Here is a 13,275-nt window from a genome sequence, read left to right on the forward strand (position 1 = left end):
GGTTGTTATTTGATGGACCTCATGAAAACTGGAAAAGCATCCGCCTAAATTTATTCATCTAAAAGAGTTATCAAATCAGTGGTAACTTTTTGCTGGTCAAAAAAAGATGATCGTATGAAACCGTTTATTAAGAAATTCAAAGACATTAGCATAAATGATTTAGCTATAGTAGGGGGCAAAAATGCTTCGTTAGGTGAAATGTTTTCGAAGCTTTCATTACATGGTATTAAGGTTCCCGATGGTTTTGCTATTACCTCCGCCGCTTTTCGCTACCTGCTAGATCACAACGAGCTCAACGAACCTTTGCAGCAACTGATGCAGCAACTTGACAGGAAAAAATTTACCAATCTTAGAGCAATAGGTGCCAAAGCAAGACAATTAATACTGTATGCAGTGTTCCCAGAAGATATTAAGAAAGAAATCATTGACGCTTATAAAGAATTATGCGGTGATTCTGATTCTGAAGTTGCCGTAAGAAGCAGTGCCACTGCCGAAGATTTACCTGAAGCCAGTTTTGCAGGTCAGCATGAATCTTATCTTAATATAAAAGGAAAAGATGCCTTAGTAAAAGCTGTGCAACAATGTTTTGCGTCGCTGTATACCGACAGGGCTATCAAGTATCGGGAAGATAATGGTTTTGTTCATAGCAGCGTGTTTTTATCGGTGGGTGTACAAAAAATGGTTCGATCTGATAAAGCATGCTCAGGTGTTGGTTTTACATTGGAACCGGAATCAGGTTTTCGCGATGTCATTCATCTGTCGGGAGTTTGGGGTTTAGGTGAAAACATTGTACAGGGCTCTGTTACGCCTGATGAGTTTTATGTTTTTAAACCCATGTTACTAAAAGGTAAAAAGGCGATTATTCAAAAAAAAATGGGTGAAAAGGCAAAAACTATGGTGTATGCTGCAGATGAAAAATCGTTAACTTCTACACTACTAAACATCGATACTCCGAAAGAAAAGCAGGAGCAATATGTATTATCGGATAAGGAAATATATCAGCTTGCCAAATGGGCAACCAAAATTGAGGCGCATTATCAAAAACCGATGGATATTGAATGGGCTAAAGATGGATTCTCCAATGAATTGTATATCCTGCAGGCGCGTCCCGAAACCGTACATACTCAAAAAAATCCTAACCTGATACACGAATACCAATTACTAAAGAAGGGTGAGATGATTACAGAAGGCGTAGCCATTGGAACTAAAGTTACAACTGGCATTGCAAGAATTCTGGAATCACCTAAAGATGCCGATAGTTTAAATCAGGGAGAAATTATTGTAACTGATATGACCAGTCCGGATTGGGATCCGATTTTGAAAAAGACGGCGGCCATTATCACCAATAAAGGTGGGCGGACAAGTCATGCCTCCATCGTGGCCAGGGAATTAGACGTGCCAGCAATTGTTGCAAGTGGCAATGCTACTGAAAAAATCAAAGATGGGGAACTAATAACCGTTTCTTGTTGTGAAGGGAAAACCGGTTATGTATACAAAGGAAAATTGCCATTCGAAGTAAAGGATCTTGATTTTACGAATGTAAAAATGCCAAAATCTACTGAAGTGATGATGATAGTAGGCGATCCGGAGAAAGCTTTCAAATTATCATTCTACCCCAATGATGGGGTTGGCCTTATGAGAATTGAATTTATCATCACCCATTTTATTCAGGTACACCCAATGGCGCTTGTAAAATTCAATGAACTGAAAGATAGATCAGTAAAACAGAAAATTGAAGAGCTAACTCATCATTATCCTGATAAAGAACAATACTTTGTTGATAAACTAGCTCAGGGCATTGCCACCATTGCAGCAGCATTTTATCCCAAAGAGGTGATTGTACGGATGAGTGATTTTAAAACCAATGAATACGCAAACCTTATTGGTGGCAGCGACTTTGAACCAAAAGAAGAAAACCCAATGCTGGGTTTCCGCGGAGCTTCTCGTTATTACAATGATTTGTACAAAGAAGGTTTCCGGTTGGAATGTGAGGCCATCAAATTAGTGCGGAATGAAATGGGGTTGACAAATGTGAAAGTGATGATTCCATTTTGCCGTACGGTTGATGAGGGTAAGAAAGTAATTGAAGTAATGGGCGAATTTGGATTAAAGCAAGAAGAAAATCATTTAAAAGTGTATGTGATGGCTGAAATTCCAAGCAATGTTTTAGTTGCAGAAGAGTTTGCAAGAGTGTTTGATGGATTTTCAATTGGTTCAAATGATTTAACACAGCTTGTATTAGGTATTGATAGAGATTCAGCATTGGTTGCCGATCTATTCAACGAGCAAAATCAGGCTGTTAAAATGATGATTTCTATGGTGATTGATAAAGCAAATGCCTTGGGAAGAAGAATTGGATTATGTGGGCAGGCTCCTAGTGATTTTCCGGAATTTGCCCAATTTTTAGTAGAACATGGCATTGATAGTATTTCATTCAATCCTGATGCAATACTCAATGGGATAGAGAATATTAATAAGGCCGAATCAGAATTTATTGTGTCAGTTAATCAAGATCAAAATGAAAACTATCATTTATAGTACTAAGTTTTTCGAGCGGACCTATTTTGAACAAGCTAATGTGATTGGGCATGAGTTAAAAATGGTTGAAGAAGCCCTATCCTTAGAAACGGCTTGTCTTGCCAAAGATTGTAGCGTAGTTTGCGTGTTCACAAGCGATGACGTTTCAGCACCTGTTCTTCTACAGTTGCAGGAGTTAGGGGTGAGGTATATTGCTGTTCGGGCTACCGGATATGACAATGTGGACATTCAAACGGCTCTAAGTTTGGGAATGAAAGTGGCCAATGTGCCGGAATATTCACCACATGGAATAGCTGAACATGCCGTTGGATTAATGTTGGCCCTTAGTAGAAAACTGATGTTGGCCAACCAACAGGTTCATCATTATAATTTTAAAGTTGATGATCTTATTGGTTTTAATCTTCAACATAAAACAGTTGGCATTGTTGGTACGGGAAAAATTGGAAGTGCGATGGCGAAAATCCTGCACGGCTTTGGGTGTCATTTGTTGGGGTATGATATTCATGAAAATAAAGAACTAGTTGAAAAATACGGATTACACTATATGGAACTCGAAATGCTCTGCCGTTTGTCGGATGTTATTACCATCCATGTTTCATTGAATGAACACACTGAACAACTGATCGATAAGGAAATGATAGAAATTATGAAGAAAGGGGTGATGGTAATTAATACAGCAAGAGGTGCAGTGGTAAATACAATGAATGTAATAGAGGGTATTGAAAATGGACATATCGGGTATTTTGGTACGGATGTGTACGAAAAAGAAAAGGGTGTGTTTTTTAATGATTATTCGAACAAGACTTTTGAAGATACTATGTTGAAAAAGCTGTTGAGTTTTCCAAATGTTCTTCTTACTCCGCATCAGGCATTTGCCACAAAAGAATCGTTGTATACTATTTCCACTACCACTTTTCACAACATTGGCTGCTGGGCTCTTGAACAGAATTCGGCGAATGAATTGCATTTTGAACCAAACATAAGGTCTCGCTAATAAACCTTAAACTGCTCAATATGAATAAAGCCGAAATCGTATTAATCAATGATAAGTTTTTCAAAATCTTCTTCAAGTATGCTAGAAAAATCGAGCGTAATTTAAAGGTCGGAAACATTGATTTTTTATGGCGTGAATTAAAAAGATACAGTGCTTTCTTAAGAATGTTGAGCTACGAAACGAATGCAGATTTATTAATGCCTAAAACAATTAAGGCTATTTATGGGAAGGCTGGTATAATTCGGGATTTACAATTACATATACAGCGTGTTTACGAGGCTGCCAAAAATAATACCCACAAGCCTTATAAGTATATGCTATTGCTTGAAAATGAACTGGATGAGTGGGAGGATAAGATGTTAGATGCTCTTTCACTTAATCCTTGGCCCGATGCGCAAGAATTTATTAAAGAAAAATTTCCTGATAGTGTTCATTTGACTGCAATTGAGCGTTTTGTGAGAAAAAAAATAATTGAGATTGCTTCTCTTATTACAGCATATCAGGATGATAACGATGAAAACCTGCACCTCATTCGTAAGAAACTAAAAGATATACTCCACAATATCAAAACCTTTGAAGAAGAACTGAAGCAGCCTTTCCCAATTATGATTTGGAATAAAGACGAAATTAAACCTGTTGAAAGCCTGATTGTTGAATTGGAGCAGTTTAATGATTTGTGCATATCGATATCACTCCTTCGTCTTGCTCAGGAAAGTGAAATTAATGCCGATGAAAAAAAACAACTGAAAATTATTTCACATCAATTGTCAAATGAAAAAGAAAAAGTTAAGGTGTGTATTTTAACCCACCTTACCAATTTAAATGTTAATCCATGCCGCTACATGTAGTTCAAATCGTTATTCTTCTTCATTTTAATGATTCCAAGCGCATTAAAAAGTAGGATTATTGGATAAGTGAGGTCTAATTCAAACCATTTTATTCCAAAATTAGCCCTTCCACCAAATTTATGATGATTGTTATGATAGCTTTCTCCCATCATCAAAAAATCAAGAGGTAACAGATTTTTAGCTGTATCATTTACTTTAAAGTTGACATATCCAAATTTGTGTGCAAACCAGTTAATAATAGCGCCATGGATTGGTCCCATTAAAAAATGGATTGGGAGTAATAAAAACATCCACCATGCATTAGCAAATTGTATATAAAATAACGTATATAAAACTCCCCAGGCAATTCGAATGAACCAACGATCGGCAAGTTTGTCCATGAGTGGCCAATCAGGAACATTCTTTATAAACTTTGGATCCAACTTTATCCTATCATGCAAAATATCGCAATAAATCGTTTTGGTTTTCCACATCATATCAAACATATTCTCTGAATATTTTGGCGAATGAGGATCGTTTTCGGTATCGGCATAAGCATGATGCAGACGATGCATGATTCCATATCCTCTAGGACTTAAATAAGAAGAGCCCTGGAAAATTGCAGTTAGCACATAAAAGACCTTTTCCCAGTGCTTATTCATGGTGAACATTTGATGGGCCGCGTAGCGGTGAAGAAAAAAGGTTTGGGTAAATAACGATAGGTACCAATGGGCAATAAAAAATATTATAATAATCATTTGTTAAAAAAATAATCAACGTAAAAAATCGGTGAGTACTGGAGATTAAACTGTCAAAAAACTAGAATGAATACTACTCAACCTGTTTATCAGTAAGGAGCAAGTTGTTTTACTTATTCCTTGGGTTGAAAAATAGCTTGTTGATGGCCGTCTTTGTCAATTAACAAAAAAGCAATTCTTTCTGAGACAGGTCCAGGAATTTGCAGAAACTTAATAATTATATCACCCAACTTAAAAACAGAACCATCTAAAGCAATGCGAGTTTTAAAATTTGGCTTCGTATTAGGGCCCAGAATAACTGTGGCACCGGTTTTTGCAGCCAGATTGAATTGCCCATCGTAATTATTTGCATTAAAATGGGTTCCAAATACATATTTAATACAAGCTTTATTGGTTTTGGCTTTTTTCAAGCATAGATCTGCATCAATAAATGGATCAATAACTGCAGCCTCACCGTCACTCTCTATATAATATGCAGTATGGCTTTGATTGTTACTATAAATTTGTTCTATTATCATACGTTTTGATTTTTTATAAAGCCAAAAGTCTCAAAACTTTAGAATAGAAAACATGACATTAATCATGATTCTTATATTTGCAGTGGTTGAGAAAAAAATAATTTTTCAACCACTGTTTATTTAATTCGATTCTACATGGCGAAAAATTACTTACAAGAGTCTACGGATTGTAAGAACTGTGAACAGCGGAAAGATTCTGTTTTTTGTGACTTGCGCGACAGTGAACTTGATGTTGTGAACAATTCAAAATCTTGTCTTTTATTTAAGAAAGGTGAAGATATTTTTGTTGAAAGGGGGAATCCGTACGGACTTTATTGTATTAGTGATGGAAAAGTAAAACTCTCCAAATTGGGTAATACTGGAAAACAACAAATCGTTCGTTTAGCAACAGAAAGTGATGTTCTTGGTTATCGAGCTTTGTTAGCCGAAGAACATTATGATTGCACTGCAACTGCTTTAACTGAAACCAGGGTATGTTTTATACCCATGAAAGATTTTAATTGTATTATGAAAAACAATTCAAATCTTTCAAAAAGCATGTTTAAATTACTGGCCGGAGATGTAAAGTCTGCAGTGCAATTAGCAACTAAAATTGCTCAAAAACAGGTTAAAGAACGGCTGGCAGAGGTCATTTTAAATCTAAAATATGCAGTAGGTACAGAAGTCGATGGAGCTACAATTAATTTATCGCTTAGTCGCGAAGAATTAGCTAATATGGTCGGTACAGTTACAGAAACAGTTATCCGGTTGCTTTCTGATCTAAAATCTGATCATGTGATTGATTTTGTAGGAAAGAAAATAAAGATCATTAACCAGTCTGAATTGATCAGGAGAGCAAATATTTACAACTAAAAGTCATTCTATAACTATACCCTTATGAATGATTTTTGGTTATGCGTTTATTACATCCACAAAAGGTATACAAGCTTTCGCAAAAGGACAGGTGTATATAAATACTGATGCCTGCAGCATTAGCGCTGCTATCAAAAGATTTCCATACTGTTTATAGCCATTTTCTTCTGTGTACGTTTCATTCTCCCAATATGGAACAGTTGTATAACTAGTATAACGAGGACCGGGTACATTATACTTTTGGATCAACGATGAGTTCATGTTGCAATTTTTTAAATCAAAAATATCGAGCTTGGAAAATACTTGGTATGATAAAAGTCATAGTTGAGATTTGGAGACATATCCTTACATTCTGCTGATTATTTGTTTGCTTTAACTCTTGTAGAATTATGTTGAAGTACGGAGTAGTTATAGTGTAAAGTAATGAAAATCATTTCGTTAGCTGACTGATGTCATTAATAAAGTCAGATTAATACAATACATTAGGATCAAAGGAGGTCATATTATGGAAACCAGATTAATGAAAAAAAGAGAAAATTTGTTCCCAACCTTGTTTGAAGATTTTTTCAAGCCATGGAATGGTGGATGGCTAGATAAAATGGATTGGGGCAGAGAGTTAACAGTACCGGCTGTTAATATTTCAGAAACAAAAAATGATTTCAAGGTGTCTTTGGCTGTTCCCGGGATGAAAAAAAGTGATTTCAAAATTGAGGTTGATGGCAAAGTGCTTTCTATCAGTGCTGAAACAGAAGAACAAAAGGAAGAAAAGGATGCTAAATTTACCCGTAAGGAGTATAATTACTCTTCATTTAGCCGCTCGTTTACTTTACCGGATGGTGTGAATTCCGATAAAATTGATGCTAAGTATGAAGATGGTGTGCTGAAGCTGATGCTCCCTAAAAATGATGAGGCAAAAAAAATAGCACCAAAATCAATTGCGGTAAAATAATTGCCTACTAGTTAATTAGCTTGTTTAGTTATTTAGCGCTCTCTAATTGGCTCTACTATTAAATTGGTAGGGCTTTTTTTGTGCCGTTATTTTCATGCTGGACCTTATTGATGATTAAACTCATCCTTCTAACTGATTTCTGTCGTTTTTCCTGGTTAATAGTTAAAATATATTTGTTTAGTGTTTTACCTAATAAATCAGTAGTATGGAAATGCAAATTCAAAAGGATGATCTGATCAAAGGAATTCAAAAAAGATTTAACGAGGCATATCCTTTTTTAAAGATCGAATTTTTTAAAAAATCGCACCCAAACAGAAAACCATCTCCTAAATCGGAATTAATAAATCCTATAGAACCAATAGGCAACTTGTCAAAATTTGATTGCTCGGGCTTTGTCGATATTAGTGGAAACAGAACAGTTGAAATGTTAGAGAACGATTTTTGGGAAAAATTCGGATTGCCCGTTCAGGTATTCCGTCAGTCGGGTAATATGTGGATAGAAACTTCTTTAACGGATGACTGGACATTGGCCAGGCAAAACTATGAGGGGCAGCAATTTAGTGTTCCTCTTTCCGAACGAAAATCATTAGATGATCGGCTTGAGGATAAAAGAATGGATACGGATTAAAACTCGCTGAGTTTAAGTCGCTATAAAGCAATGAAAATGCGCCTTGAAATATTCGATTCTAATATAAACACACAATATCCTAAACCACTCAAATTGAAAAGAACGCACTTGTCTTTACTTAATCGTTTTTTGTACTGGGCAGTTGTATTGGTTCTGTTCTCATTTCAATCCTCATTTGCAAACAACGAAAAAGTGAGTTTTGATGAACCTAAAGCTGAATTGATTTATCCCTTGCTCGTAGATAAATTTTACCAACAACGACAAAATAAATTGTTTTGGTTTGCTCCTGGAGCACAAGCGGCACAATTAAGACAACAACTCAGAAGTTTAATAGAGAGGGAGCAACTCTTGAGTCTGGATAAAGATAATTTCCATTATATCGTATTACATACTATAGTAGATAGCCCATTTATGCAAGTTGATAGTTCAACAATAAGTTTGGATCGACTATATACAGATGCGGCCATCGCTTTAAGTAAAAGTCTTTTTACCGGAACTGATATTATGACATGGATGAGATATGATGCTATTTCAAAAACACAGGCTGATGTAGACAATGACTACATTATTAAACAATTACTTACTGTAAAATCAGCTGGTGAGTTAAATCAATTTTTTAATTCTTTAGAACCACAGAAGAAGGAGTATGTTTTGTTAAAAGCTGAATTACGGGCAAAATTACAGCAAAATGATACCCTACAACAAAACAAGAGGGATGTTGTACAAGTGATGAAGTTAATTTCTTCCATGAACTTTTTCCGTTGGATACATCATTTCAACTTTGATAAATACATAGTAGTGAACATAGCTTCAACTACATTAAGCTACTATGAAAACGGCAGTGTTCAATTGAATATGAAAGTCGTTGCAGGGAAAATAGCTACTCCAACTCCGTGCTTTGCAACTTATTGCAATGAAGTAATCTTGTATCCGTATTGGAATGTTCCTCATAGCATTGCGGTTCATGAGTTGCTTCCGCTCTTTAAACGCCGGCCAACGATGATTGATGCCATGAATATGCAAATTATCGATAAGAATGGTATCATTCTTAATCCTGATTCAATCAAATGGTCGTCCTTAAACAAAAAGAATTTTCCATATAAATTTCGTCAGTCTACGGGTTGCGATAATGCTTTAGGAGTAATGAAATTCAATCTTACAACACCTTTTAGTATATATATGCACGATACAAATGTCAAAACCGTGTTTCAGTCCGATAAGCGCTATTTGAGTCATGGATGTATACGGCTGGAAAAACCAATAGCATTAGGAAATTATTTGCTATATAATAAATTAGATACCACATTTCTTAAAGCTTGCTATAAAAATCAGGAGCCTGTTTCGGTTGCTCTGGATAAGCCTATACCTGTATTTGTGGTTTACATTACCGCTCAAGCAGATTCAAGCAATAAAGTGGAATATTATAAAGACACCTACTCATTAATAAAAGTGAGTGATAATTAACTGTACATTTTTTTCAGAAAGAACATTGCCCAATGAAAGAAATTATTATTTCACCGCCAAAAGCTTCTTATTATGAAGAAAGGGTTAAAAAGCTTTTCGCCATAGCTGGAATTACAGTAAATGGAAGCAAAGATTGCGATATACAAGTAAATGATCAGCGTTTTTATAAGCGTGTTCTTGTATCCAGTTCACTTGGGTTGGGTGAATCGTATATGGATGGGTGGTGGGATTGTTACAGCCTTGATGAATTTTTCTCAAAAGTGCTTGAATATCGTTTAGATCAATATACGCACGCTGATATTTCTTCATGGTTTGCTGTACTTCAATCTAAAATCCTCAATTTTCAAGGATTAAAAAAAGCATATCGAAATGCATCATTTCATTATGATCTGGGGAATGATTTGTTTAGGAAAATGCTCGACAAGCGTCTTACTTACACTTGTGGATACTGGAAGCAAGCCTCCACTTTAGACGAAGCACAAGAGGCTAAGCTTGAATTAACCTGTCAAAAGTTACACTTAAAACCCGGAATGCGAATTTTGGATATTGGATGTGGTTGGGGCAGCTTTGCCAAATATGCCGCTGAAAAATTCGACGTCATTGTAACAGGTATTAATGTATCAAAAGAGCAGCTCGCATTAGGAAAAGTACTTTGTCGAGATTTGCCAGTAGAATTGAAATTTCAAGATTACCGTGAAATTGAGGATCAGTTTGATCGCGTGGTTTCGTTAGGAATGTTTGAACATGTGGGTTTAAAAAATTACAAAACTTACTTTAAAGCGGTTAATAGTCGCCTAAAGTCTGATGGTATTTTTCTTCTTCATACCATTGGTTCGGATGTATCGACAAAAGAAAATGATCCTTGGATTTCAAAATACATTTTCCCGAATTCTTTAATTCCCAGCATTGCTCAAATTACAGATGCAGCCGATGGGCAATTTATTATGGAAGATTTACATAATTTCGGATTGGATTATGATAAAACGCTGATGGCCTGGAGCGAAAATTTTAGTAAAAACTGGCCTTCACTTGAAAAAAAGTATGGAGAGCGTTTTTACAAGATGTGGCAATATTATCTGTTATCGTGTGCAGGATCATTTCGGGCCAGAAAAAATCAACTTTGGCAGATCGTTTTTACAAAAGGTTTAAAACAGGGCTATATGGCCATAAGATAGTGTTGACCTGCAGTTGCCATGGCATCATCTGTAATTGTATCAAGTAACCTTGAAAATTCGTTGAAAAGAAATGATTCGAGATAGATATAAGCAAAAAAACGCTGTAAATATAAGATTTACAGCGTTTTTCTATTTATTTATTCGGTGCGGAAAGTGAGGTTCTTGAACTTTTATTCAAAAATCCTTCTAAGTGCTATTTTAATGATCTATAAACCTAACAGGTCCCGTGGTTTTGATTATATTAATCGCAGGATTTATTTTAAAAAGTGAACTTTTATTTTCAATATAAGTTTTAAAGTTTAATGTCTGATGATGGCGGTTGTGATTGTAATCCTATCATCCGTTCTTTCACTTTGGTTCGTACTTCATTTAACGTTTTAACCTCATGGGGTATTGAACATTTTCTTCGAAAATTTCTATACGCCAACTTTTTTATAATTAGATTGGATTGTGTACTCTTCACAATCCCAGCAGTTCAAACAAGACTGTCAATCACAAATGGTTTGAAAAGTACCTTGGCTATGTAAGCTTCCCCATATTTTGGGCCACTCAAAAGTAGAATTTCAATTCCTTATTTCCTCCAATACATCCATCGGAGTTTCAAAGTTTAGTAACTCGGCCACATTACTGTACCCCAACCAAACTTTATCGAATTTCTAAAAGTTTCAATGAATTTTTAGTGTATTGTGATCAATTCAAGAAACAATAAGTAAGGAACTCGATAAAATTTTTATTCTTTTTTGTTTAGTCCGGAAATATCGGACTAGAAGAATATATCTTTAGTATGGGCTAAGCAAGATGTGCACTTTGCATAATAATGGCTCATCAATTAATCTATTTTAATAATCTATAAAAAAGCAAATGAAAAAGTTATCATTAAAAAAACTAAGTCTAGAAGACTTAGAAGTGCTTTCTAGAGAACAATTAAAATTTGTATTGGGGGGAGGGGGAAGTGATGGTGAATGTCGTGCACTTTACGCTAACGAATCATGCAGTAATGGTATGTTATGTGTAGATGCAAATGGTCATTGCAGTAACTGCTGTGTGGCTTAGTTTTTATTATCCAAACAATAGCAAGTTAGTTGAATTGAACTAACTTGCTATTGATAAATTTTGTATTTTTTATGAAAATTTTATTGACAGGTATCCTAATGATGAATATTTGTGCTGCTTTAGCACAAAATCATAAAAAAAATATTATTATCGGTGAAGTTATAGGAGGCAATAAAGATAATGATTCCATTTATTTCAAAATAGCATCAATTGATCCTAAATATTTTGAAAAAAAGCAAATTGTTTCCGAGATTACAGACTCCAAATTTCATATTGATAACGAAGTTAATTATCCACAAATGTATAGGATAATTTTTCTAAGTGACAAAGGAAAAAGAGTATGGAGGGAGGGTAAATATTTTATAGATCCATCGACTACATCAATTAAAATTGATTATTTATCACCCGAATGTAATCAAGTTGATGGTCGAACCGCTGCGGAGTTTTCCACCGAATTAATTCCTTTTTTTTTCAAAAACACCTCATATAATTGCAAATCAAGCAATTTTCAAGATTTAAGTCGATCTAGAAATTCAAAATTTGATTCTACTTTATATAATTATGTTCTGAAAAAGCCTGATTCGTATGTGGCTTTATGGAGCCTAATCGAAAGATTTAGTTTATTTGGACAATCAGATATACGGCAAAAAACATTAAGTCTGTTTTCAAAGAAAATGAAAAATACGCATGTATGGAATCTATTAAATAATGATTTCGAAAATTCATTAATAAAGGAATATGAAAAATTTCCTGATATTGATCTTAAAACCAATGCACTTTCTCAGGTAAAATTGAACACTTATAAAGCAAAATTTACACTTATAGATTTTTGGTTTAGTCGATGCAAACCATGCCTGAAAGATATCCAAGACTTGAAAATTTTATATGAGAAATATAAATCCAAAGGATTTGAAATTGTCGGTATTTCTACTGACAAAAATGAAGATATTGATCTATGGCAAAACAGAATCATAGAATACAAAATTCCTTGGATGCAATATTTAGATGAAAATGGAATAGAAGCATCAAAACTTTCAATTAGTTATTTCCCAACTGTTTTTTTATTAGATAATAAAGGTCGGGTCATAAAAAAAGATATTACTCTTGTTGATTTAGATTTATTTTTAAAAGAACATTTATCTAATTGACTCAATTTTTATAGGTCAAATAATTATGTAGGCTTCCCTGAACCTGGGCCAATTAAAAGTAGAATTCTCTCCGCAGCGAAAGGGAGGGATTCACCGAAAAGGAATTAACTTTGAATTGGCAACTATGAAAAAGACCAGATTTACAGAAACACAGATTGTTAAGGCAATCAAAGAACACGAGAATGGCAGAACCACCCAAGAGATCTGTCGGGAACTCGGCATCAGCACGGCCGCTTAAAGAATTGGAGGAAGAAAACAGTCGCCTGAAACGCATGTAAAAAAGCTTTAACGCCTGATCAAAAGAAAACAGTAGTTGAACACATGATTGTTGTGCATGGCATCAGTCAGCGTCAGGCGTGCAAAACCATGCA

At 35.0% G+C, this 13,275-nt stretch carries 13 protein-coding genes; 10 read left to right on the forward strand and 3 right to left on the reverse strand.

Annotation, left to right across the window (positions count from 1 at the left end; all coding sequences use genetic code 11):
- Positions 1-114: 114 nt before the first annotated feature.
- From ppsA to FN756_RS11095, 3 genes are read left to right on the forward strand one after another with little or no spacing between them, the layout of a single operon-like run.
- The gene (ppsA, locus tag FN756_RS11085) at positions 115-2,538 is read left to right on the forward strand and encodes a phosphoenolpyruvate synthase (protein ID WP_142604176.1); all 2,424 of its coding nucleotides are present in this window, start codon (positions 115-117) and stop codon (positions 2,536-2,538) included.
- Positions 2,519-3,532 carry a 2-hydroxyacid dehydrogenase gene (locus FN756_RS11090; protein ID WP_142604177.1) on the forward strand — a complete coding sequence of 338 codons (1,014 nt, stop codon included), beginning with the start codon at positions 2,519-2,521 and terminating at the stop codon, positions 3,530-3,532. Before ppsA ends, FN756_RS11090 begins: the two co-directional genes overlap by 20 nt.
- A 20-nt stretch (positions 3,533-3,552) precedes the next feature.
- On the forward strand, positions 3,553-4,380 hold the full coding sequence (locus FN756_RS11095; RefSeq protein ID WP_142604178.1) for a CHAD domain-containing protein: 828 nt from the start codon (positions 3,553-3,555) through the stop codon (positions 4,378-4,380).
- Here FN756_RS11095 and FN756_RS11100 read toward each other — a convergent pair.
- Positions 4,371-5,117 (reverse strand): acyl-CoA desaturase, encoded by a 747-nt coding sequence (locus FN756_RS11100; protein WP_142604179.1) that lies wholly within the window; start codon positions 5,115-5,117, stop codon positions 4,371-4,373. The genes FN756_RS11095 and FN756_RS11100 overlap by 10 nt on opposite strands.
- 113 nt (positions 5,118-5,230) lie before the next feature.
- Positions 5,231-5,635 carry an MBL fold metallo-hydrolase gene (locus FN756_RS11105; RefSeq protein ID WP_142604180.1) on the reverse strand — a complete coding sequence of 135 codons (405 nt, stop codon included), beginning with the start codon at positions 5,633-5,635 and terminating at the stop codon, positions 5,231-5,233.
- Positions 5,636-5,770: 135 nt separating this feature from the next.
- Between FN756_RS11105 and FN756_RS11110 the strand changes: the two genes are divergently transcribed.
- Positions 5,771-6,487, forward strand: coding sequence for a Crp/Fnr family transcriptional regulator (locus FN756_RS11110; RefSeq protein WP_142604181.1), 717 nt, complete (start codon positions 5,771-5,773; stop codon positions 6,485-6,487).
- Between the two features lie 39 nt (positions 6,488-6,526).
- Here FN756_RS11110 and FN756_RS11115 read toward each other — a convergent pair whose 3' ends face one another.
- The gene (locus tag FN756_RS11115; RefSeq protein WP_221929054.1) at positions 6,527-6,748 is read right to left on the reverse strand and encodes a hypothetical protein; all 222 of its coding nucleotides are present in this window, start codon (positions 6,746-6,748) and stop codon (positions 6,527-6,529) included.
- A 259-nt stretch (positions 6,749-7,007) separates the two neighbouring features.
- Between FN756_RS11115 and FN756_RS11120 the strand changes: the two genes are divergently transcribed.
- From FN756_RS11120 to FN756_RS11150, 6 genes are all read left to right on the forward strand, one after another.
- Positions 7,008-7,436, forward strand: coding sequence for an Hsp20/alpha crystallin family protein (locus tag FN756_RS11120; RefSeq protein ID WP_246085467.1), 429 nt, complete (start codon positions 7,008-7,010; stop codon positions 7,434-7,436).
- A 205-nt stretch (positions 7,437-7,641) separates the two neighbouring features.
- Positions 7,642-8,064 carry a hypothetical protein gene (locus FN756_RS11125; protein WP_142604183.1) on the forward strand — a complete coding sequence of 141 codons (423 nt, stop codon included), beginning with the start codon at positions 7,642-7,644 and terminating at the stop codon, positions 8,062-8,064.
- Positions 8,065-8,100: 36 nt separating this feature from the next.
- Positions 8,101-9,528: a L,D-transpeptidase family protein gene (locus FN756_RS11130; protein ID WP_185955256.1), complete on the forward strand. Its 1,428-nt coding sequence runs from the start codon at positions 8,101-8,103 to the stop codon at positions 9,526-9,528.
- A 32-nt stretch (positions 9,529-9,560) separates the two neighbouring features.
- Positions 9,561-10,703, forward strand: coding sequence for a cyclopropane fatty acyl phospholipid synthase (cfa, locus tag FN756_RS11135; RefSeq protein ID WP_142604185.1), 1,143 nt, complete (start codon positions 9,561-9,563; stop codon positions 10,701-10,703).
- A gap of 1,124 nt (positions 10,704-11,827) precedes the next feature.
- Entirely contained in the window at positions 11,828-12,904 is a 1,077-nt protein-coding gene (locus FN756_RS11145) for a TlpA family protein disulfide reductase (RefSeq protein ID WP_142604187.1), read from the forward strand.
- A gap of 124 nt (positions 12,905-13,028) precedes the next feature.
- Positions 13,029-13,142 carry a transposase gene (locus FN756_RS11150; RefSeq protein WP_142604188.1) on the forward strand — a complete coding sequence of 38 codons (114 nt, stop codon included), beginning with the start codon at positions 13,029-13,031 and terminating at the stop codon, positions 13,140-13,142.
- Positions 13,143-13,275: the final 133 nt, after the last annotated feature.

This window comes from Solitalea koreensis, assembly GCF_900182575.1.
In the GTDB taxonomy this organism is placed as follows: Bacteria; Bacteroidota; Bacteroidia; order Sphingobacteriales; family Sphingobacteriaceae; genus Solitalea; species Solitalea koreensis.

What these genes read in the sequence shown, in the direction of transcription:
- ppsA (WP_142604176.1), top strand. Translation starts at nt 115, where the DNA reads ATGAAACCGTTTATTAAGAAATTCAAAGACATTAGCATAAATGATTTA.
- FN756_RS11110 (WP_142604181.1), top strand. Translation starts at nt 5,771, where the DNA reads ATGGCGAAAAATTACTTACAAGAGTCTACGGATTGTAAGAACTGTGAA.
- FN756_RS11115 (WP_221929054.1), bottom strand. Translation starts at nt 6,748, where the DNA reads ATGAACTCATCGTTGATCCAAAAGTATAATGTACCCGGTCCTCGTTAT.
- FN756_RS11100 (WP_142604179.1), bottom strand. Translation starts at nt 5,117, where the DNA reads ATGATTATTATAATATTTTTTATTGCCCATTGGTACCTATCGTTATTT.
- FN756_RS11150 (WP_142604188.1), top strand. Translation starts at nt 13,029, where the DNA reads ATGAAAAAGACCAGATTTACAGAAACACAGATTGTTAAGGCAATCAAA.
- FN756_RS11095 (WP_142604178.1), top strand. Translation starts at nt 3,553, where the DNA reads ATGAATAAAGCCGAAATCGTATTAATCAATGATAAGTTTTTCAAAATC.
- FN756_RS11090 (WP_142604177.1), top strand. Translation starts at nt 2,519, where the DNA reads ATGAAAACTATCATTTATAGTACTAAGTTTTTCGAGCGGACCTATTTT.
- FN756_RS11130 (WP_185955256.1), top strand. Translation starts at nt 8,101, where the DNA reads ATGCGCCTTGAAATATTCGATTCTAATATAAACACACAATATCCTAAA.
- FN756_RS11120 (WP_246085467.1), top strand. Translation starts at nt 7,008, where the DNA reads ATGAAAAAAAGAGAAAATTTGTTCCCAACCTTGTTTGAAGATTTTTTC.
- FN756_RS11105 (WP_142604180.1), bottom strand. Translation starts at nt 5,635, where the DNA reads ATGATAATAGAACAAATTTATAGTAACAATCAAAGCCATACTGCATAT.
- cfa (WP_142604185.1), top strand. Translation starts at nt 9,561, where the DNA reads ATGAAAGAAATTATTATTTCACCGCCAAAAGCTTCTTATTATGAAGAA.
- FN756_RS11125 (WP_142604183.1), top strand. Translation starts at nt 7,642, where the DNA reads ATGGAAATGCAAATTCAAAAGGATGATCTGATCAAAGGAATTCAAAAA.
- FN756_RS11145 (WP_142604187.1), top strand. Translation starts at nt 11,828, where the DNA reads ATGAAAATTTTATTGACAGGTATCCTAATGATGAATATTTGTGCTGCT.